This window comes from Paenibacillus sp. UASWS1643, from assembly GCF_008693195.1.
Classification (GTDB): Bacteria; Bacillota; Bacilli; order Paenibacillales; family Paenibacillaceae; genus Paenibacillus; species Paenibacillus amylolyticus_B.
This window is the reverse complement of sequence record NZ_VXKZ01000109.1, coordinates 85,569-107,169: the sequence shown is the minus strand read 5'-3', so window position 1 is coordinate 107,169 and position 21,601 is coordinate 85,569. Positions and strand designations below refer to the sequence as shown.

Sequence of the window (21,601 nt, the reverse complement as noted above, 5' to 3'; positions counted from 1 at the left end):
TCAGCGCCTAAACACGCTAATTTCACGCTAAATCAACGTAATTATGAAAGGAGGCGGTATCTATCGCATGGACTAACGGAAAATGGATCGGACGAGACGAGCGCGCGACGAAGCTTAACGAGCTGTCCGCGCTATTAGACGTTCTCGAAGGCGTAGATATCGCCGAACTTTCAGCGGATGACGCGGCGGACATTGACGCTCAGCTTGCGGAGTATGAGCGGTTGGAACGGATTCACCGATGCGAAACGGATCTGATCGAATTTGCGCTAGAGTACTTCTCGGAAGCGCGGAATCCCGGCAACGACGGAAACTGGGACGGCTTCGATATTACGGACGCGGACTTAGCGCCTGTATTTCACCGTGAAATTGCCGTGATAATGGACGATGTCTCCAACGTTACGACAAACGATAAGGTCGCGGTGGCGGCGCCCCGTTCTCACGCGAAATCAACGTATTTATCCAAGGGCTTCCCTTTGCGGGAGATTGCGTACAGGAAGCGTAAGTACGAGATCATTATTTCGGATACGCCAACGGTCAGCTCCGGCAACCTCGATTGGATCGCGATGCAGCTTAAAAGCAACGTTAAACTGCGCGCAGACTTCGGTCCGTTGTTGAGTCCGAAGCAGCAGGAGAATCCGAAGGACAACAGCTCGGAGTTTATCGCATGGGAGCCGCGCGAAGACGGTACTAAGAAGCTACTTACGAAGGTTGAAGCGGCATCAACGGGCCAGGCGCTCCGTGGACGTAACTGGAACGGCGTGCGTCCGGACTTGATCGTATGTGACGACTTAGAGGATGCGCGGCCAGGCGGTAACGCATCAACGCCGGACTTGCGTAAGAAGCTGCGGGACTGGTTCGCTCAAACGGTCGTACCGCTCGGAGATCCGAAAGGTAAACGGACGGCATTCGTTTACATGGGAACAACGGTCCACCACGAAGCTCTCCTCGTCGACGTGCTTTATAATCGCGCAGACTTTAAAAGCCGTATATATCGCGCAGTTATCGATTGGCCTGAACGGATGGACTTGTGGGAAGCGTGTCGGCTCGTCTATAAAGATCCGGACAGGCCGAAGGAAGAACGCGCAAAGGATGCGGTCGAACTTTACGAAGCGAATCGCGAGGAAATGGAGCGCGGAGTCAGCGTACTGTGGCCGGAAGCACAACCGATATGGCGCTTGATGAAATTCAAATGGGACAACGGATCGAAGGCGTTTAACACGGAGTATCAAAACAATCCGGTTGACGAGGAATCGATGGTGTTTAACCCGGAGTCATTTACGTATTGGGACGGAAAGACGGAGCTTGACGCGATCCTGCGAGAATCAGACGTCTACACCGGCGTTGACTTTGCGATGGGTAAACAGCGTGGAGACTATTCCGCTATTGTTACGATCGCGCGGCACAAGAAGACCGGCACGAAGTACGTTATCGATGCTTACGGGGAACGCGTTAAGCCTGACGAGTTTATTCGCGTAATCGTCGAAAAGGTCGTGCGGTTTCAGCCGGTTGGAATCGCGGCTGAGGCACAAGCAGCGCAGGAATTTTTCGTACAGAAGCTAAAAGAGGCGCTGAGAGCTGCGGGATATCCGGCGGGAACTCGCGTTAAGGAGATACATCAGCGGTCGCGTAAAGAGCTTCGGATTGAGGCGATGCTGCCGGATATCGAAGGCGGCGCGATACAGTTTTCGAAGAGGCACGCGCTGTTACTAGAACAATTCGAGTATTACGGAACCGGTAGCCATGACGATTTACCGGATGCGGCGGAAATGGCGATCAGCATATCGAAATCAGGACGCAAGAAAGTCCGCAATAAACCACGCGGAATGTAACGGAGAGGAGGACGCAAATTGACCGAATTTTATACGGTGAAGGAAACGAAGCTGTTTTACCCAGGCGCTCAATATCCGCCACAAACGGAGATACGACGCTTAGCTAAGTACGAACGCGGACGTAAGATATTCGAAGGCAGACACGCTGAAATATACGATAGAGCATCCGCTTTATTGAAAGATACGCCACACGCACCGCAACTTAAGACGTTGTTTATCGCGGTGAATATCGTGGACGTACTCGTAACGAAGCCCGCGGACCTATTAGTCGGCGAAAAACCTACGTACAACAGCGGAAAGGGGCCGGATTCGACCGAGCAATCACGGTTAAACTCGATCGTAGAGGAAAACGACTTAAATCAAATGATTCACGAGACTACGGTTGGTGGCGGTTATCGCGGAGACTCGTTCGTGAAAGTCCGGTATGACTACCGCGACGACTTTACGGAAACGGATCAGCTCGAACTCGAACGTCCGCCTACGAAGAAGGAACCGATCATCGAAACGGTTGACCCGTCGATTGTATTTCCGGAATTAGCGCGCGGATCAAAGAAACGGTTTAAGGCGGTTAACGTTGCGTGGGTAGAGTGGGAGATTGAGCAGACCCGGAGCATTATGTCGTATATTCGCGGTAAAGTTACGCTGAACGAAGCGCCTTTTCTGAACGTTGAAAGACACATTCCCGGTTACATCGTATTCGAACGTTACAAGCTCATTCCGAACGGAGTCGATACGTCAGAAGGAGTCCCAATTCCGCTATATATCGTCGGAGAGAAGGTCGAGACAGGACGCGAAGTAAACATCATGAAGACCGGAACGCCACACTTGAACATCGATCATATTCCGCATAAGACAACGGATGACCACTGGGCCGGTATCTCGACAGTTGAGAAAATGGAAAGTAAGCTGGCCGCGATTAACGACCGCCTCGTGCAGATCGATTATATTCTCTGGAAGCATTCCGATCCGACCGCTTTTGGTCCGGACATCGACGAAGAGGACGACCGATCTGTACGGTTTGGTGGCAAGTACATTCCGCTTGAGAAAGACGACGTCACGCCGGGCTACATGACATGGAACTCGCAACTAGACGGCGCGTTTAAAGAGCTTGAGCTCCTTCTCGGACTTATCTACCAAATGGCAGAGACTCCGCAATGGTTATTCGGGACGACAATCACTTCCGATAGCGGCGGAACAGGCACGTCTCACACTGACGGTGCGGCGATTAAAGCTCGTTTCATGCCGATACTCAAGAAAGTCGAACGTATCCGCACTCATGTAGATCGCGCGGTTAGAAACGCACTTTGGAAAGCGATGCTACTTGAAAATATCGCGAATAAAGGCGTTCCAACGTTCGAAAAGTACGATGAAGTTTACCCGACGATAGGGTGGCGCGATGGAATACCGCGCAACGAGAAAGAAGCGGCTGAGGTCGCAGGCATCCGTACAGGTAACAAACCGACATGGTCCGTAACAGACGCAATCAAAGACCTCGACGGAGTAACCGACGCAGAGGCGGAGGAAACGATACGCCGTATTGACGACGATGAGAAACGCGTAAACGGAACGGTCGATAGCGAAATATTTAACGAGGTCACCGTATAATGGCGATCCTACCAGATCCGAATTACGACCGCGACATCGCCCGCCTCGTCGACGCATACAAACGCGGAATCCTCGCCATCGCAACGGAGCTATCACGCTTAGACATATCCGATATATCACGCGCAAACGCAAAGGCCGCCCTCGCTGAGGTTGCGGTTATTTTGCGTGAACTAAACGCGGAGTCGGCCGCCTGGGTTGCGGAGCACATTCCGAAGGCAGCAATAGACGGAGTAACGCGGGCAATCGTTGAACTCGGCGTTGCTAAGACGGTAGTCGAGGCGGAGAAAATCGTTAAGTTTAATCGAATCAATCGTGAACTTGTTGCGTCGGCGATTGCGGATACTCAGGCGGATTTACTTGCGGTAACCCAAAACATCGACCGCCGAGTTCGTCAAGCCGTCCGCCAAGCAACTGCGGAATCTTTTCGCGCTAATATGGCGTCAGGCATTAACGGGCGCCGTACGATTAATGCGGACACGCTCGCAGGCATCCGTAAGACTCTAGGCAGTGCGACAGACACCGGCATTATTGACGCGGCTGGACGGCGCTGGAAGCCGGAAGTATACGTCGATACCGTGACGCGAACTAAACTGAATTCCGCGCACCGAGACGCAACGATAAACGAAGCGATCGGACGCGAAGCATATTACGCCAGGATATCAAGCCATGGCGCGAACGATGCGTGTGCTCAATGGGAAGGACGCATCGTTAAGTTAATACCGGATGCTCCCGGAGAGTATCCTTACGTAGGCTTCCTACCTCGTCGCGAAATATTTCACCCACGTTGCCGTCACGTACTGACTCCGGTCCGCAATCCGGAAAATATCGGAGGAGGAATTTAGATGGCGGACCCAATCGCAAGAGACCCGTTTTCAGGAACGGGGACGGCGAACGTACCAATCAAGAACACCGCAAATTACATCGTTGTCTTTAACGATGGGACAGCGGACATTACCGTGACAGCCGGAAAGTTTGTAACAGTAGTAAAAGGCGGGGACGCATTGGATGAGCGCGTTGATCCGTTCACAACGCTTTCTATTAGCGGAAATTCAGCCTACCGAGGTTATGTTCGCGTTATTCCGGGAGGTGTCGGCTAATGGCCGGACGTGACACGATCGCAAGGAATAGCGCAAGAAAGGCGGCCCTCACCGCTAAGAGAGCGAATGATGGCGTAGCGCCATACGGATTTGGTGCGCAAGTTGAGTCGTACGCGCCGAAGTTTACGAAGCTGAACGGACAACCGATATTTACTGCGGCGATGTCCGGGAAGCCAAGTATATATTGGTTCCGCGTAATTAAAGTCGACGGACTGATCCCGAATGCACTCGGCAAGTACTACGCGACGTTCTCTACTAACCATAATGCGCGGGGCGGTATCGGACTTGCTTACGCAGACGATCCGAAAGGTCCGTTCAAGAACTACGGTGAGATTTACGTTGATACCGTTGTGGGAGATTCGACCGAGACACCGTTCGTAATTTACAACGAAAAAGAACGGCTGTTTTATATGTACTATCAGCAATCAGGAGCAGGAATCAACCAGTCTACGCTACTTGCGACCTCTCCCGATATGTTGACGTGGACGCGGATAGGAATCGTACTCGACAAACCGGATGGCTACCCAGGAGACGGACACACCGGTTACTTTGCCGTATTCAAGTTCGCGGAAAAGTGGGTCGGATACAGCGTTATGGGCGGCGGAGATTATGGCCGTAAAGCGATATCGTACTCAAACGACGGAAAGTTTTGGTACTCTGATCCTCGCGCTATGCTCGGCGGTAATGACGCAACGCTATCCTACGGTGAGAATTTCTCACGCTCTAACGCCGGACTCTTCATGTATCGCGGACAAATGTGGTGGATCGGAATGATGTCCGCGTATGCTTCTGGCGGAGTCACAACCGTAGCCCGTCCGGCCATTGCACGCATAAGTCCTGATTTGCGGCAGCTCCTTCACCGTCCGATAGATCTCGTTCCATTTCCGACTTTACCGTGGGAGACGACGAATATGCAATCGATGATGGTATCCGTATTGGACGGAAACATCTACGTCTACTACAACACGGACAACAATGTCGGACTTGTTCATACGGAGGTGGCGTAATGTTACATCGCGGACTAGACGGTAAAGAGATACCGAGCGGTAAGATACACAAACAACTCTGCGCTGACTTTTTAGACGGCACGCTGCCGGCGTGGCTGACAACCGTAGGAACTCCGGCATTTGAGCCGCCACCAGGTCGTGGGCTACTTCGCCTGACGACGGCCGCAACCGCAGGCAGTTCCGTAGAGTTAAAATCGACGGCAGTGTTCAATAGTACGCAGTTTACTGAAATTGCGTACACAATCGAAGGTCTGCAGTTTAACGGGAACATCCAGATATCGGCGCAGATAGGTATTAAGAGCGCGGACAGCAAGGCGGGGATAACGTTTTTCCACAACGTCAATCAGCCGAGTGGCATTATCCGCGCATACAAAGCGGACGGGACCTATACTGATTACCCTACGAAGATGGTATTTTTCACGGTTAACACGGCGGGAGACGAAGGACAGAACCGCAAGAATTTGACGGTCCGCCTCTTTACCGGACAGCAGTACGCAACGTCAACCGGTAGGCGCGTTTATGTCTACGTACAAAATGACGACCAGGTCGGAGCCCTTGCGGACGTAACCGACTCGTTTACCGACGGGGACTTACAGTGTATTGCGCGGCTCACTACAAGCGCTGCCGCAGCTAAGACGTTGGTCGCATCGCAAGTCAAGATCGATTTATGGAGCAATTAACGCAACACGACCTACGATAAGTCGCTAAACTGACGGATACTATGCGCTACGCGGCGCTAAAACGCGGGAGGAAACAATATGACAAACGTTAAGTATCCGATGAACTTGCAACTTTTCGCAGATGAAGACCCGAATCCGGAACCAACTCCGCAAGACCCGCAGGCTGATCCGCAGCCACCGAAGACATTTACGCAGGAGGATATGGACCGGACAGTGACGGAGCGCCTTGCGAGAGAACGCAAGAAGTACGGAGACTACGACGATTTGAAGGCCGAGCTCGCCAAGTTAAAGAGCGCGGAGGAAGAACGGCAAAAAGCGGAGATGTCCGCAACAGAGAGAGCCGAAGCTGAACGGACTCAAGCGTTAGAACGCGCAGCAGAAGCCGAGAAAGCGAAGGAAGACGCGATGTCAGCCGCTAACCAGCGCCTTATCAAAGCGGAGTTCCGGGATGTTGCCCGCGAGCTTAAACTTCGTCCGGAAGCCGTTAAATCTGCGCTGAAACTCGTCGATCTATCCGCGGTAGAAGTAGACGGTGACGGCAACGTAAAAGGGCTACAGGACGCGGTTAAGGCGCTGATCGAAGATAATCCGTACATGGTCGAACAGGCACCGGTCGAACCGTTAACAATCGGAGCGCCGTCCGGAGGCGAAGCAAAACCTTTGAAGACAAAAGAGCAGATCCTGGCGGAAGCCAAAGCAAAGGCCAGCGAGAATCCAACACCAGAAGTAATCGCTAAGTTTACACAATTAAAAAGAGAACTGAGCTAAGGGCTGTCCAAAACTGGGCAGCCTTTTTGTTTACTCAAAAACCCACATAAACGGAGGAACTAAACAATGACTAAGATTTTTAACGTAGACCTGATCGGTAAACCGGAATCCGTAACAGAAGAGATTTTGCTACTCAACCCACACCAAACGCCAATGTTGGCAATGCTCGGATTCGCCGGTGCCGTTAGCCAGGTTGAACACAACTGGTATGAGGACGCAATGTTCTCGACGGAGTCCACAATCACAGCGGACATTGCAAACAGCGCAACAGCAGTCGTTGTCGCGTCCGTAGAGCCTTTCCGCGTTAACGACGTAGTAAAACTCGGCGATGAGCTGCTGAAAGTTACCGCGATCAACACGGGTACTAAAACGTTGACTGTAACGCGCGGATACGCAGGTACTACCGCAGCAGCCGGAGTAACTGGCGACGTAATCGAGTTCCAGTTCACGGAATCCGTAGAAGGTCGCGACGCAATCGACGCGCGATTCAAGCGTAGAGAGCGCAAGTCGAACCTGACGCAAATCTTTACGGATACTGTGGAGATCACAGGTACAGCCGCAGCAGTCGCTAACTACGGTATTTCCGACATGTACACGTACGAGCAATCGAAGAAACAGTTGGAACTCGCGTTGCAACTGGAAAAAGCGCTGATCAACGGTATCAAGTATGAGAACGGAAACGTTCGCCAAATGGCCGGTCTACGTAGCTTGATCAATACCAACGTTAAGGACGCGGCAGGTGCGGCGCTGAGTCTGGACATGGTCAACGATAGCCTGCAAGCGATTTATACGAAAGGTGGATTCGCAACAGGCGGCATGTACGAAATCGTCGTTCCTGCGAAACAAAAACGCGTAGTTTCCTCGTTCGGAGACGATAAGATCCGCATCGACCAAGCGGACAAACGTCGCGGTACCGTTGTATCACAACTGACTACCGACTTCGGTGAGTTCCCGGTGTCCATTAACGACAACCTCGCGGCCAACGAAGTATTCATCGTCGATAAAAACCGCGCGAGCATCCGTAACCTGAACGGCCGTGACTTCCAACACGAGTACCTCGGCAAAAAAGGCGACTACTACCAAGGTATGATCGTCGGAGAGTACACGTTCGAATTGCACCAAGAACAAGCACACGCACGCATCAAAGGTTTGGCGTAAGCCGACCGCAAATAACCGGGAGTTCTTTCGGGAGCTCCCGTTAAATACGGAGGTTTTACGATGGCAAAGTATAAATCGCGCTATCTGGAACTCGCGTTTTACGTTAACGGCGTAGAGCGCAAGTTTTCCGGTGGCGCATACGAAGCAAAGACTGCGGAAGAAGTGACGGTACTTAACCGCTTATCTGACGCTGAACCAGATACGGAGGAACCTGCGCAAGTAGACGAAGTGGATGCGGAAGACAAACCCGCTAAAGCTCCGGCTAAGCGCAAAGCTAACGCTGCGTCCTCCGCAAAATAAACGGAGGTGTAACGGATGGCAATTACGGTAGACGACGCAAATGAGTATATCAACGCGAATTGCATCGATATTGAAGATTGGGCGGAAGCAGAAGACGCGAAAAAACAACGAATTGTTACGCGCGCTTCCTTCGTGCTAACGAACAAATATCCGAAGTATACGATACCTGACGCAGCCGTATACGAATTTGCTAACGCACTCGCAACGGCATTTAACGATACGAACCGCCTGCAGCAACAAGGTGTAGCGTCATTCGGAGTAACCGGTGTCGCTAACTTTACGTTTAAGGACTGGTCAAAGAACGGAGAGGAAGCGTGGATACCTGACGCAGCTCTCGATATTATTGGCGCGGAGAACGGCGTTAAGATCGGCCGTAAAACCGCGAAGTGGGTGACGTTGTAATGGGGTTTATTCAACTCAAACAAACCGTTATTGTGTCGCCCTTTCTCGGTAATGATCCGGATTACAACGAGCCTATCTACGGAGACGATTACGCAATGAAATGCCGCTTTTCCGAAGGCGTCAATCTTGTTCGTAACCTGCGCGGAGAGGAAGTTGCTAGCATAGGCTCGTTCCTCTTCGATAGGCTGCCACGCATTAGTATCTCGGACAGACTCACGTACACAGACGAAAATATGCGGACGATAACGTACACACCCATATCGATAAGCGTAAAGCGGTGGATCAACGGTAAGCCGATATTGACGGAGGTGAACGTGTAATGTCGATCGAGTTCGATATGGACGGATTTTTTAAGGCGATGGACTTTTCGAAAGCAAACGTACAGGCGGCGGCTGTCCTTGGGATGCACGATGCAACAGACGCGCTGCTTGCGGAGTCGCGCGATGAGGCACCGCTAGATAAAGGTACGCTGAGGGAAACGTCAGGTAAACGGGTTACTGCGAATGCGACCGGTGTACGCGGGGAGGTTTACTTTTCCGCAGTCGAGAAAGGCACTGGAGGAGGACGCGTTAACTATGCGTTGATTGTTCACGAAATGAGCGGTTATCAGAATCCGACTACGCCCGGAACGAAGCCGAAGTACCTCGAAGATCCGTTAACGCAAAACGCGTCGCTATATCAGCGCCTGATTGCGGACGCGATACGGAAGGGGCTGGCGAAGTAATGGCGACCCTTGGGATACCGGACATTACCTCATATTTGCGCGTATCGGTGCCATTTACCTACGTAGCTAACGAGTTTGCAGCAGGCAATCCGGACGACTGCGCCTACGTGCGTATGAGCGGCGGATATGAACCAAGCGAATGGACGAGTAAACGAAGGCCGGCGTTTCAGGTATTAGTGCGCGCCAAGTCACCGGCTAAGGCTACGCAAATAGCAGACGCGATATTCGATGATCTGGCGAGTAAGAGCGAATTTAACTTCGGAGCTATTCGCATAGTTAAATGCCGCGCCAATCAGTCATCTCCTATCTATCTAGGCAAAGACACGAATGAGCGCACGATGTTTTCACTTAATTTCACATTGACAACAATCTAAGGCGGTCCTAGTGGGCGGCCTTTTTGCGTTGTCCAAAATCGAGGAGGACGTATAAATGGCACAAGATTTTTCGAAGATTGAACTCGGTCCTGCAATCGTTGAGTACGGTACCGGCGTAGACATGATTACGTTTGAAACTACGATCGGCGGCGTATCTTTCACGACTGAGACAACGTACCGTGATCAACTGACGGACCAAACGGGCGAGACCGTAGTCGGCAAGCGGATTACTGGACGTAATGTCAGCGTAACGATTCCGTTCGCGGAGTACGAGTTGTCCGTTATTCCGAAGATCATGACGGGCGCGGCAGTAGTAACGGATGGTACGGATTCCAAGATCGAAATCATGACCGGCGTCGGCATGAACTTGATCGATACCGCGAAGAAAGCCGTAATCAAGCCGCTGGCTAAGCGTAATGACCCGAATTACTGGGTGACGATGCCGCTTGCGTACTCTGAGACGGACCTGTCTTACGCGTACGATAACGATAATGAGCGGATCACAAACGTTACGCTCCGCTCAACTCCAGACGAAGACGGAGTAGTCGCGATTCTGGGAGACAGCTCTATTACAGCCACACCTTAATACCGCGACAAATATACGGGACGGCTCTTCGGAGTCGTCTTTTTAAAATTAACGGAGGCGATAATATTGCGACTAATTGGCGCGAACAAATACAAGATCGGCGGTAAGACGGTAACGCCGCGCAAGATCACGATTGCACAGTGGCGCGACCTTTTCGATAGCATCCACGCAGTACCGCAACTCATCGTGAGTGTAATGACCGCTGCTCCCGGAGACAAGGCGGCTTATTTCGTTGCAGCTATCCGCGAATCCTTTGACGATATCGTGCGCGTGACGGCCGTCCTGACGGGCATTGACGAGGAGTACATCGAACAAAACGCGTCAATTGACGAACTAGTTGCGTTCTATGGCGCGGTAGCAAAGGCTAACAATTTCGGTGATCTGTTAAAAAACGGACGGGGCGTCCTGAGTCTGGCGGGCTTGAGCGGCATACCGACTCCGGACGCAGTGAACGCCGAGTAACGATAGACGAGTTTTTCATAGAGTGCGCGGTTCGTCTCGGCAAAACGCAGGTCGAGTTCGAATCGGGCTATTTCGTCATGGACTTATTTACCGCGCTGGAAGCTAAACGCAAAGTCGAAGCGGAGGATTGGCTTACATCCTTATCCGTTCAGCATGCGACAGGCGATGACATGAAGAAGCTGGTCGGAGGTTTGCGGGAGCGCGCCGGCATGAATGGCGCAAGTAAGGCGGAATTTGACGAATCAGGATTCGAGGCGATGCGGAGACAATTGCGCGGCCATTAACGAGAGGTGATAACGATTACTACAGTAGATGTCGGAGGAATACGCGCGGTTATTACCGCAGATGTCAACGGATATAACCAAGCGATTGATAAGGCGAAGTCGAAGGCGCGCGAGCTCGGTGACTCCGGAAAGGCCGCGTCCGCATCGTTTGGGGCGCTAAACTCTCGCTTGTCCGAAGTCGGCGCGTCGTCAAAACAGATCGAGAAGATTAACGCAAGCCTGCGGAAAGCCAATCCGGAATTACTACGCAAGCAACTCGAAGCCGTACGTGAGGAAATGAAGCGGCTCGGAGCAAGTAGCGCGGAGATCGACAAGGTTACGCAGGAATTAGAGAAGAACGCAAACTCAACTAACCGCGTAAGTGGCGAAGTCAAAGCGCTCGGCGTTGCGTATGCCGCGCTATCCGTTGCGATGGCTGGAGTAATAACAAAAGCGGTACAGACGGCGGCTACGTTCGAACAGTCGATGGCGAAGGTAAAGGCGATTTCCGGAGCAACTGCGGATGAGTTCGCAAACTTACGTAACCAGGCGCTAGAACTCGGTGAGACAACGGTATTTACCGCGTCACAAGCGGCGGATGCTCAGGGATTTCTCGCTATGGCCGGATTTAAGACGGAACAAATTATGAGCGCGATGCCTGGCGTATTGAACCTCGCAGCGGCGGGCCAGATGGAAATCGCAAGGACTGCGGATATCGCATCGAACATATTAACGGGGTTTCAACTCGAAGCTGGCGAAACGGGCCGCGTAGTTGACGTTATGGCAAAAGCGATGACGAGCTCTAATACGAATATTGAGCAACTTGGATACGCGATGAAATACGTCGCACCTGTCGCGGCATCCTTGAGCACATCTATCGAAGAGACAGCGGCAGCGGTCGGCATTCTGTCAAACGCCGGTATTCAGGGCGAAATGGCCGGTACGCAGCTACGTATGATCTTGCTTCGTTTAGTTAAGCCGCCGAAACAGGCGCAATACGCAATGGAACAGCTCGGAATAACCGTAGCAGATGCGGCCGGTAACCTCCTCCCACTCGGCAACATAATCGGACAGTTGGAACGCTCATTTGCGAATTTGACCGAAGCGCAACAAGTACAGGCGGCCGGTATGATCGCGGGCGTCGAGTCAACTTCGGGCCTATTAACGCTGATCAATAACGGGCAGGCTTCGTTTGATTCGTTCACGAACTCGCTACTAAACGCGGGAGGTACGGCGCAAGAGATCGCGGAGATCCAAATGGATACGCTAAAAGGCGCCATTGACGAAATGCAGTCCGCGCTTGAAGGCGTCGGAATTACGGTAGGTGAAATGTTTGCGCCGGCCGTGCGTAAGGTTGCGGAAGAGTTGACGGGGCTTCTCCTCGGATTCAACAACCTTAATCCCGCTATGCAGGCGTCAATCGTAACATTTGCAACGGTAACTCCGCTTATCTTGGGCGCGATTGTGGCTATCCGAGCATTATCGGTTGCTCTTAAAGCCTTGGTTGTCACGAATCCTATCTTACTCGCGATATCTGTAACACTCGGAATTGTTGCGGCGGGGATTTCGGCACTAGTATCCAGTAATAACTCCGCGGCAGAAGCGGCACGTAAACATGACGAGGCTCAAAAGTCGTTGAACCAGACGCTTAACCAGTCTCCGATGGAGCGTACGATTAAGGACGTTGAGCTGCTACAGGAGAAGACCGAAGACTTGAACACAGCACTCGATGAGCGCGCTAACCTCCAACAACGGCTATCTGAAATCGAATCGCTACAAGAACAAGGGCTCGGAACACCTGCGTTGTTAACGGAGATGCTGGAAATCAACGATCAACTGTCGGAAATGGACAATAAGCTTCGCACGATGGGATATGACGGAATCGAGGACGCGACTAGCAAGCTTGGCGAAATGAATGACGCAATTAACGAATCAACGCCGGCACTCCTTGCGATGAAAGAGGCGGAGATTGCGGACATTGCCGCGAAGTACCGTCAAGTGGAATCGATGGAAGCGTTACTGGAGCGTTTCAAAACGTTGTCATCGGCTCAGACGTTGGATGATGCGCAGAAACAAGAGCTAATCAACACAACGGAAGCACTCCGCAAACAGTATCCGGACCTAAACGCCAAGATGGACGAATCCGGACGAATCCGCGGCCAGAACATCGACGTTATCGAGGATCATATCGCGGCGGAACGGTCGTTTATCGATCAGTCTGCGGCAGCGGCTAACGCGTATATCGACAACCTGCAGGCGATGGCTAACGCGAACAAAGCGTCTATTGAGGCGCAGATAAGTAACCTCGAAAGTCTTGCGAAAGCGATGAGCGCTGTTGCAGGCGTACAGTCCGCTCCTTTCAAAAAGAGCGTAACTGCTGTCGGTGGATTTAGTGTGAACAAGTCGTTTGAGACGTTTGCGAGCGGAGGGGCGGAAGAGCAGCTATCCGGATTGTACGATCAGCAGGTCAAGGCTCAACAAGCCGCGCTGGAAGTGGCACGTGCAAAAGAGTCGCTTAAATCGGGATCAGCCTACGCGAAAGCGAATCCGACCGGTAAATTCTCCGCGGTCAAGGAGAAGACCCCGAAATCCAAGAAGGCAGCATCGAGCAAGGCTAAGAAGGAAAAATCCGCTGCGGAAGTCGCTCAAGACCTACGCGATAAAGCCTATAATGCAGACCTCGCATCTATTCGTTATCAAGCGGAGATGTACGATTGGTCGGCGGAACAGCAGATTAAGGCGTACGAGAAGTTGCGGAAGGCTCACGCGCAGCACCTCAAGGAAACGGTTGAGGATGCGCGTACACTCAATTTGCAGCTCAAGCGGCTGCAGGAGGATAGTGTTAAATCGCGCTATGACTTCTCGATGACGTGGATCGACAAAGAGGAGCGCCGCATGGAGGATTCCGGCAAGTCCGAAGTAGCAATCGCGGAAATGAAGATCTCCGCCCTCACTCGCGTACGTGACCGCTACAAGAAAGACTCCGACGAGTACAAAGACGTTGACGAAGCGCTGTACAAAGCGCGCAAGGATCTCGTTAAGGCAAACGAGCAAGCGGTAGCCGACGCATACTCCGCATCCGAGAAATGGATCGGTAAGGAAGAACGCCGTATGGAAACCGCCGGCAAATCGGAACTCGAGATTACGCAGATGAAGATTGACGCCTGGACGCGCGTAAGAGATCGCCATAAAAAGGATTCGGAGTACTACGAGAAGGCGGAGGATCAGCTTTATAATCTGCGTAAGAAACTCGTCAGCGAAACGGAGAAGATTGCGGATCAGCTCTTGAAAACGGAGAAGACGAATATTGACGCCGCGTTAAAGGCCGACCTCGCTGCGATTGATGAGCGTAAGAAGGCGTACATCGCGGAAGTAGACGAGAAGATTGCGGCGATCGATCGTCTGCTTGCGAAAGAAGCGGAATACAACTCTGACGCGGATTGGGAAACGCAACGTGCGGAAAAGCTTGCGCGCATAGACTTGTTGTCGTCCGCAGTTGGTCCGGAAGGAATCCAGGAGCGCGAAGACCTCATCAAAGAGGTTGAACGCATGGAACTCGAACACGACCGCGAACTCCGCAAGCGCGAACTCGAATCGCAGAAGCAGGCGCTACAGGACGCGAAGGACGAACGCAGCTCCGCCTTTGACGATGAGAAAACGGAGGCGCAGCGCCAATACGATAACTTGAAGGACGCGTTCGAGAATCATGCGGATGACGTTAAGTTTATCGAATCGGCAATCTCCGAGTTCCGCAAGAACGCTAACGCAGAGGCCAACGCAACTATACTCACGTCGCTAGATTCGTTCGTCACCGAGTATAACGCGAAGATGGCTACGCTCAGTGCCGGTCCTTCTGGCGTAGGAGCGTCGTCCGACCTTACGGAGTACAACGCGAATAAAGACGCGTGGGCGGCGGCTAAGTCGAAAGGTGATAGCGCAGAGATGGCGCGGTTGACGGCCCGTAATGAGGAGCTGCGTAAGCTCTACGGCATCGACAAGGATACCGGGAAGCTGCAGCAATTTAAAGTAGGCGGCGTTGTTCAAGGCGCGTCAGGTTCTGCAGTTCCGGTAATCGCGCACGCAGGCGAAATGATCTTGAATGACGCGCAAATCGGTAACCTCTTCCGGATGATTGCGGCAGGTCCTTCGGATACAACTGCGGCTCCTACGCAAGTCGTCAACCATATCGATATGTCCGTTAATGACGTCACACTTACGGATCGCGCTGACACTGAGACACTGTATAACGAGCGCGCCCGCGTAGCTCAACGTCTTCAAACGCAAGGGGTGAAAACGCGATGAAACCGGATGTAAAAGTGAATAACGTATGGCTATCGTCTGTAGGCGCTGCTCTTCTTGAGCGGCGTCTTCCTGTTTTGCCAGAGTCTGACGACTATACCGTTAAGCTTGCAGACACGGACGGCGAATTGGATTTCGGCAGCACCTACGGAGCGAGGACGATCGGACTGACGCTATTTATTACGTCGCCCGGCACTCAGTTCCATGCGACGCTGGCGCAATTAGCGCGTATGTTCAACGCAAAACGCGGCGAAATTACGTTAGAGTTTGCGGATATGCCCGGCAAGTATTATCGAGCGGTTTATAACGGGACGCTTGCGCTCGGAGCTACCGGATCGCGAGAGCTTACCGTTGAACTTAAGATGAACGACCCGTGGCCGACTGGCGCGGAGAAAGTTACGGAAGTTGAGATCACAAAGTCGCCCGAAACAATAACCGTTGATTCTGCGGCAGACGTTAACGCGCAACCGATCATTACGCTGACGAATACCGGCACGACAACGATCCGGAGTTTCCGAATTACGAACGAATACACAATTTAGGAGGCGTTACTTTGAATATTTCGAATTATCTATCGGCCGCAATCCTCAACCACGTATTGCGCGGAATTACGTTTACTGCGCCCACTACGATATACGTCGCGTTATACAAGTCCGACCCAACTCCGGCGGACACAGGCTCGGAAGTAACAGGCGGTGGCTATGTAAGGATTCCGATTACCTTCGCGGCTCCTGCGCTAGAAACCGGCAATCAAACGGTGAAAAACGCGGCTGACATCGAATTTCCTACGGCTACGGCGGATTGGGGCCTCGTAACTCACGTCGGGTTACGGAGCGCGTTGACTGGCGGAAATCTCCTGTGGTCAAAAGCGGTCGACAATCCGCGCACGATTCAAACGGGCGACAAGCCGAAGTTTCTAACGGGCGGCACATCCGTTAAATTTACGAATTAAGGTGGAGAAAGGAGTAGATTAGATGGCGCAATTACCGATGTACGCGGCGATGGTAAACAGTCCGGGAACGGAGCTCGCCGCAGATATTACCGCATCAGCTACGAGCATTGACGTACTCGACGCGTCTAAACTGCCGACGGCTCCGAACCTCGTAACGGTGGGCGGCGATGAGACTGCCGAAACGATCTTATATACGGGGAAAACGGGCAACACGCTCACCGGATGTACGCGTGGATTCGAAGGAACTGCGAAAGGGTGGGCGGCTGGATCACCGGCGGCGCGGAATCACACGGCGTATGACTACGAGGCCGGCCGCGCTAATATTTCGGATGTTATCGTTTCCGCGCAGAGCTTTGCGGATGAGGCGTTGGACGACGCTAATACCTATACTGACGAGAAGATTGGCGCGGTTACTGCGAACTACATCCGTCAACCGGGGTACGCCACGACTGCCGGAACGTCCTCCGCATATGTAGTTACGTTAAATCCTGCGCCTGGATCACTACCTGACGGGTTTGGGATAACGCTAGTACCACACGTAGCAAGTGCGACAAACCCTACTGTCAATATCAACGGTCTAGGTGCGGTTTCGCTCAAGAAACAGGACGGCACAGCCTACGGATCTGGTGATCTGTTGGTTGGAAAGCCGTACACATTCCGCAAAGTAGGGTCGGATTTTTTAGCAGATAGTGGCGGAGGGGAGGTGGAAATACCTGGTCAGACGGAAATGACAGTCACCTATAGCGAGGATATCGCGCAAGGGGATATGGTAAGGATGTATACTCCGCCATTAGAACTGTTACCAGCTCTGTCAACAACTCCTCCTGCGGCAAGCATCGGAATAGCCATGACAAACGATTATATGGCTGTAGGGTCGAATGCTACCCCGTTTCTATTGATATACAAGCGCTCAGGGGATGTATTCACCAAATTAGCCAACCCGAGTGTTCTGCCTGGAGGCATACCAAACGGATTGGCATTCTCGCCGAATGGAGATTACCTTTATGTAGGTGTTAATGGATCTCCTTACTTTATGATCTATAAGCGTTCTGGTGATACCTTTACTAAGTTGCCTGACCCGACAGTGTTACCGGGAGGATCTGTAACATACATCCGTGCTGCTAACGACGGAACTTATATTTATATGACACTTTCTGTATCTCCTTATTTTGCGATGTATAAGCGTTCAGGTGACACTTTCACAAAATTGGCTGACCCGAGTGTTAATCCGCTTTCTAGCACACCTAGAAATATTGCAATCTCACCTTCCGGTGTATTTATAGCAATTTCTTACACAGTAGCCCCGTATATCTTGATTTACAAACGATCTGGTGACATATTGTCAAAGATCACAGACCCTTCCATAGTTCCTCCCGGACTAGGTGGAGGTCTTGATTTTTCATATGACGAAAATTATCTAACAGTTGCGCATTTCGGCGGAGCTACATTAATAACATACAAGCGTGTAGGAGATGTTTTCAGTAAAGTTCCTGATACTCAGACTAAAACTCCTGTTCAATCATCGGATGTAGTGTATCATCCGAGCAAAATGAAACTATTCTTAGTCCAGTCTAACAACAGTCCAGACATTCTGACATATAGCCAACGAGGAGATCAGGTGTGCCGGGCTACTGACTCAAGAGATGCAAAGAGTCAATCTGCAAACCGATTATCGATATCTCCTGACGGAAGTTACTTAGCTCTCGTATCTAATACTTCTCCATATGTCAACGTATTTAAAGTACCCAATGAGAAGGTCGCAAAGGTAGGCAGCATGGGTGCTCTTATGTCAGAGACAGACGTTGGAGTTATTGGTTACGCCAAAGAAGGCGGATCATCCGGAGACAGTCGTAAGATCATCGCTTTAATTCAATAGGAGGTGCCTTATGAAGTTTTATATCAAATTGGATGGCGACATCATCCGCGATATTATTGAGTACGAATATGTAGGTTACCAGGAAGTTGATATCCCAACACCGCTACCCATCGGGATAAACGCTGGATACTTTCGTTGGCAAAACGGAAAAGCGGTGTTGGACGAATCGTTGAAATCTGAATCAGAGCAGGGTACACCAGTTGAGGGGTTAACGGAGTTGGAACAACGTGTTTCTGCCACTGAAGTAGAAGCGGCCAGCCTTAACCTTGCGATCATCGACATTTGGGAAACGCTGGCTAACGGAGGTGCTGCGTAATGGCTATCATCAACTCGCTAAAAGTCGCGTATTCAACCGCAATCTACCGTCACGGCACGAAGTCATTTCCGGACATCATGACCGTCTACGTCACGCCAGTTAAAGAGTACGCGTCGGCTACGTATACCAAAACGGATTTCGACCGCGCTCTCGCTAACGGATGGATCACGGAGGATGAATACGCGGAAACGGTCGGTGGCGGTCCTGATGTTTAATCGCGCGCCGTTCAACCGTTCGCCGTTTAACCGAACACTCTCATTCGAGGCGCTATTCACCGTAGCAATCGAATCAGCGACGGACTTGTCTGCGCGAATCAGCGTGGACTTTCCCGTTATGGTTACATTCGAAAGTGCGACGGACTTAACCGCGGAGTTTATCCGCGAAATGGCGATGACGGCGGAAATAACGACAGCCACCGAGATGCTTGCGCAATTAGTCCGTGAGCGGTTATTTGGCGCGTCCATAACTACGGCGACCGATTTCGTCGTTACCGTAACTCACGCGCATATTAACGAAATCGGATTAACGGGAACATTTCGACCGGGCGACGTCATCGTTATTGATACCGCACGTCAGACGATTACGATTAACGGGGAGAACGCGCTGCACTTAATGACCGGCGACTTCTTCGACCTCGTTTATGGCGCGAATAAACTGACGTATAGCGATTCGGAAACGGCGCGCAACGTTCGGACACGCGTAACGCATCGCGATAAATTCCTCTATTAATACGGAAAGGAGGCGCACACTTGGCGAAGAAATACCTCGAATCCTACGATAAGAATCGGAAGCGTATCGGCATCCTCGTAGACGCGGGCGATATTCAGCGGACCCGACGCATCAACTCGGACTACTCGCTATCGTTTACGGTTCCGATGACATCCGCGGACTACCTCGATAAAATCGTACTCAAAGGCCATGTTCGGGATGATCGCGGCCAGTATTACGTAATCAACAACCGGAGCCGTGTGCGTGAAGGTCGCAAACTAACCGCGCGCATCGATTGCTCACACGTATTATTTAAACTAGCGGATTACAAATACCCGTACGCATCGTATATATCGGAAGCTTACGGCGTTCACATTTCGCAGCTCACGACGGCAATCAGCGCGGCAACTGGCGGCAAGTACACGTTTAGTATTGACGATACATTCCCGCTATTCGACGTTAAGGATTTCGGGCGAGGCAACGCACTTGAGGCGCTGAACTCCGTCGTATCAATGTATGGCGCGGAGATTGAGCCGGACAATTACGTGATCCACTTGCGTAAGAAGATCGGCCGAGATGTCGGCTTGCAGTACCGCATCCGTAAGAATATCGTATCATCAACGTTCAATGACGATGCGAACACGCTTGTGACGCGTATGTTTGCGCAGATGAAAGATGGGCGGACTCTTATCGGACAGCCTACGTCGATGTTAACGGCTGATGAGCGGGCGCTGCTAAACTCCGTGCCTGGCGCAATTGTTGGCGGCAATCTCGCGGTCAATTACCTGATTTCTCCGTATGCGCAATATTGGGCGACCGATGTGAACACGTTTTATGACGGAGAGATTATCGAGCAGAACATTACGTCATATACGGAATTGCTCGAAGCCCAACGGAAGGCTCTCCGTGAGAGCGAAATACCGGCGCTAGAAATATCCGTTTCGGCTGCGGACATTCACAAGTTAGATAGCGCGGAACCTGCGCCCGGCCTCGGCGATACGGTTAAATGCGTTGATCCTGCGCTTGGCATTGACGGGATTAGTGCGCGGATTACGGAGCTCGTCGAATACCCGTATAGTAACGAGCAGCAATCGCAAGTTACGATTACTAACGTGATGCTGCGGGATATGACGGATATTATCGCGGATCTTGAGAAATCGAAGAATATCGTTAGCAATCTGATAAGCAACGGAACAATCCGGACGGATGTATTCGAGGCGTTCGCTAAGGCGGCGGTTAATGATGTACACAATTCGAAGACCGAAGTTAAGTACGATAACCGCGGTATCGTTCTCCAGGACAAAACGGATGCGCGCAATCAAGTCATCATGACGTCTAACGGAATCATTTTCAGCAAGGACGGCGGAGCTACGGCGATGACAGCGATCAATGCGAACGGAATAGCAGCGCCGGCCATTGTCGGTCAACTCGGTTCCTTCGTATCGCTACTGATCGGCGCGGGGAATAACGTCACGCAGATTAACACGAACGGGATCGCGTCAGGCCACGCGGTATTTAACTCCGCGCCTTTCCGCGTTGATATGCAGGGAAACGTCACAGCTAACCGTTTGACCGCGAACTCAGCGAATATATTCTCGTCTAACTTTACGAATGGTGCGATCGTCGGCTCGTCGATCAACGTCGGCAACGGGAAGTTTACGGTCGATAGCGCGGGCAATATGTACGCGGAGGGAAGTACGACGGTCGGCGGAACGATAACCGGGTCGCTCATCCGGACGGCTGCGAGTGGGCGTCGTGTAGAGTTGGACGTACAAGGATTCCGTTCATACGATGCCTCCGGACGCGTACGTATTCAGATCGCTACGACAGACGACGCGACGGCTGCAGCGCTTATATTCCGGGATACGAACGGTTCGTCCGTCGGAGAGATCAACACCTACGCGAGTAACGGAACGCTAACGATGTACGGAAACAGCATCGTAATCGGGTCGAATAATACTGCGAATCCTATCCGTCTGCAGGGCGCGGTTACGTTTGGCGGTGCGGTTAATGGATTGAGTCTAGGTATCGGAAGCATATCCGGATTGCGTGCGGAACTTGATTCGATCTGGAACGCACTAAGCGGGAAATCATCCGTTGGGCATACGCATACTGTATCGGTACCGAACCACAACCACGGTAATCCAGATAACGCTACATCTGGCGGTGGAACCTTCACAACAACCGCCGCGTAA

The 21,601-nt window shown here is 51.8% G+C and carries 24 protein-coding genes; all 24 read left to right on the top strand.

The window, feature by feature from the left end; genetic code table 11:
* The first annotated feature begins 221 nt into the window (after window positions 1–221).
* The 24 genes from terL to FE296_RS16165 all read left to right on the top strand — a co-directional run bounded on the left by terL (window position 222) and on the right by FE296_RS16165 (window position 21,601).
* Window positions 222–1,829, top strand: a complete 1,608-nt coding sequence (gene terL / locus FE296_RS16280) for a phage terminase large subunit (RefSeq protein ID WP_223868907.1) — start codon at window positions 222–224, stop codon at window positions 1,827–1,829.
* 363 nt (window positions 1,830–2,192) lie between these two features.
* Window positions 2,193–3,434 (top strand): phage portal protein, encoded by a 1,242-nt coding sequence (locus FE296_RS16275; protein WP_223868906.1) that lies wholly within the window; start codon window positions 2,193–2,195, stop codon window positions 3,432–3,434.
* Window positions 3,434–4,276, top strand: coding sequence for a phage minor capsid protein (locus tag FE296_RS16270; protein WP_150365664.1), 843 nt, complete (start codon window positions 3,434–3,436; stop codon window positions 4,274–4,276). Before FE296_RS16275 ends, FE296_RS16270 begins: the two co-directional genes overlap by 1 nt.
* Window positions 4,277–4,531 (top strand): hypothetical protein, encoded by a 255-nt coding sequence (locus FE296_RS16265; protein ID WP_150365663.1) that lies wholly within the window; start codon window positions 4,277–4,279, stop codon window positions 4,529–4,531.
* Window positions 4,531–5,538, top strand: coding sequence for a glycoside hydrolase family protein (locus FE296_RS16260; protein WP_150365662.1), 1,008 nt, complete (start codon window positions 4,531–4,533; stop codon window positions 5,536–5,538). The genes FE296_RS16265 and FE296_RS16260 overlap by 1 nt, the downstream gene beginning before the upstream one ends.
* Entirely contained in the window at window positions 5,538–6,218 is a 681-nt protein-coding gene (locus tag FE296_RS16255; RefSeq protein WP_150365661.1) for a hypothetical protein, read from the top strand. The genes FE296_RS16260 and FE296_RS16255 overlap by 1 nt, the downstream gene beginning before the upstream one ends.
* Before the next feature lie 78 nt (window positions 6,219–6,296).
* Complete coding sequence (locus FE296_RS16250) at window positions 6,297–6,986, top strand: phage scaffolding protein (protein ID WP_150365660.1); 690 nt, start codon at window positions 6,297–6,299, stop codon at window positions 6,984–6,986.
* Window positions 6,987–7,052: 66 nt separating this feature from the next.
* Window positions 7,053–8,144, top strand: a complete 1,092-nt coding sequence (locus tag FE296_RS16245) for an SU10 major capsid protein (RefSeq protein ID WP_150365659.1) — start codon at window positions 7,053–7,055, stop codon at window positions 8,142–8,144.
* A 60-nt stretch (window positions 8,145–8,204) separates the two neighbouring features.
* On the top strand, window positions 8,205–8,444 hold the full coding sequence (locus FE296_RS16240; RefSeq protein WP_150365658.1) for a hypothetical protein: 240 nt from the start codon (window positions 8,205–8,207) through the stop codon (window positions 8,442–8,444).
* Window positions 8,445–8,459: 15 nt separating this feature from the next.
* Window positions 8,460–8,846, top strand: a complete 387-nt coding sequence (locus FE296_RS16235) for a hypothetical protein (RefSeq protein ID WP_150365657.1) — start codon at window positions 8,460–8,462, stop codon at window positions 8,844–8,846.
* Entirely contained in the window at window positions 8,846–9,166 is a 321-nt protein-coding gene (locus FE296_RS16230) for a hypothetical protein (protein ID WP_150365656.1), read from the top strand. Before FE296_RS16235 ends, FE296_RS16230 begins: the two co-directional genes overlap by 1 nt.
* Window positions 9,166–9,570, top strand: a complete 405-nt coding sequence (locus FE296_RS16225) for an HK97 gp10 family phage protein (protein ID WP_150365655.1) — start codon at window positions 9,166–9,168, stop codon at window positions 9,568–9,570. The genes FE296_RS16230 and FE296_RS16225 overlap by 1 nt, the downstream gene beginning before the upstream one ends.
* A complete protein-coding gene (locus FE296_RS16220) occupies window positions 9,570–9,944 on the top strand; it encodes a minor capsid protein (RefSeq protein ID WP_150365654.1) in 375 nt (124 codons plus the stop codon). Before FE296_RS16225 ends, FE296_RS16220 begins: the two co-directional genes overlap by 1 nt.
* 55 nt (window positions 9,945–9,999) lie before the next feature.
* Window positions 10,000–10,530: a hypothetical protein gene (locus FE296_RS16215; RefSeq protein WP_150365653.1), complete on the top strand. Its 531-nt coding sequence runs from the start codon at window positions 10,000–10,002 to the stop codon at window positions 10,528–10,530.
* A 66-nt stretch (window positions 10,531–10,596) separates the two neighbouring features.
* A complete protein-coding gene (locus FE296_RS16210; protein ID WP_150365652.1) occupies window positions 10,597–10,992 on the top strand; it encodes a hypothetical protein in 396 nt (131 codons plus the stop codon).
* Window positions 10,993–11,069: 77 nt separating this feature from the next.
* The gene (locus tag FE296_RS16205) at window positions 11,070–11,276 is read left to right on the top strand and encodes a hypothetical protein (RefSeq protein ID WP_150365651.1); all 207 of its coding nucleotides are present in this window, start codon (window positions 11,070–11,072) and stop codon (window positions 11,274–11,276) included.
* A 6-nt stretch (window positions 11,277–11,282) separates the two neighbouring features.
* Window positions 11,283–15,557, top strand: coding sequence for a phage tail tape measure protein (locus tag FE296_RS16200; RefSeq protein WP_150365650.1), 4,275 nt, complete (start codon window positions 11,283–11,285; stop codon window positions 15,555–15,557).
* Window positions 15,554–16,096, top strand: a complete 543-nt coding sequence (locus tag FE296_RS16195; protein WP_150365649.1) for a phage tail domain-containing protein — start codon at window positions 15,554–15,556, stop codon at window positions 16,094–16,096. The genes FE296_RS16200 and FE296_RS16195 overlap by 4 nt, the downstream gene beginning before the upstream one ends.
* An 11-nt stretch (window positions 16,097–16,107) precedes the next feature.
* A complete protein-coding gene (locus tag FE296_RS16190) occupies window positions 16,108–16,506 on the top strand; it encodes a phage tail fiber protein (protein WP_150365648.1) in 399 nt (132 codons plus the stop codon).
* Window positions 16,507–16,528: 22 nt separating this feature from the next.
* The gene (locus FE296_RS16185; RefSeq protein ID WP_150365647.1) at window positions 16,529–18,382 is read left to right on the top strand and encodes a lactonase family protein; all 1,854 of its coding nucleotides are present in this window, start codon (window positions 16,529–16,531) and stop codon (window positions 18,380–18,382) included.
* Between the two features lie 10 nt (window positions 18,383–18,392).
* A complete protein-coding gene (locus tag FE296_RS16180; RefSeq protein WP_150365646.1) occupies window positions 18,393–18,698 on the top strand; it encodes a hypothetical protein in 306 nt (101 codons plus the stop codon).
* The gene (locus tag FE296_RS16175; RefSeq protein ID WP_150365645.1) at window positions 18,698–18,913 is read left to right on the top strand and encodes a hypothetical protein; all 216 of its coding nucleotides are present in this window, start codon (window positions 18,698–18,700) and stop codon (window positions 18,911–18,913) included. The genes FE296_RS16180 and FE296_RS16175 overlap by 1 nt, the downstream gene beginning before the upstream one ends.
* Window positions 18,906–19,427 carry a phage distal tail protein gene (locus tag FE296_RS16170; protein ID WP_223868905.1) on the top strand — a complete coding sequence of 174 codons (522 nt, stop codon included), beginning with the start codon at window positions 18,906–18,908 and terminating at the stop codon, window positions 19,425–19,427. Before FE296_RS16175 ends, FE296_RS16170 begins: the two co-directional genes overlap by 8 nt.
* 20 nt (window positions 19,428–19,447) lie before the next feature.
* Entirely contained in the window at window positions 19,448–21,601 is a 2,154-nt protein-coding gene (locus tag FE296_RS16165; RefSeq protein WP_150365643.1) for a phage tail protein, read from the top strand.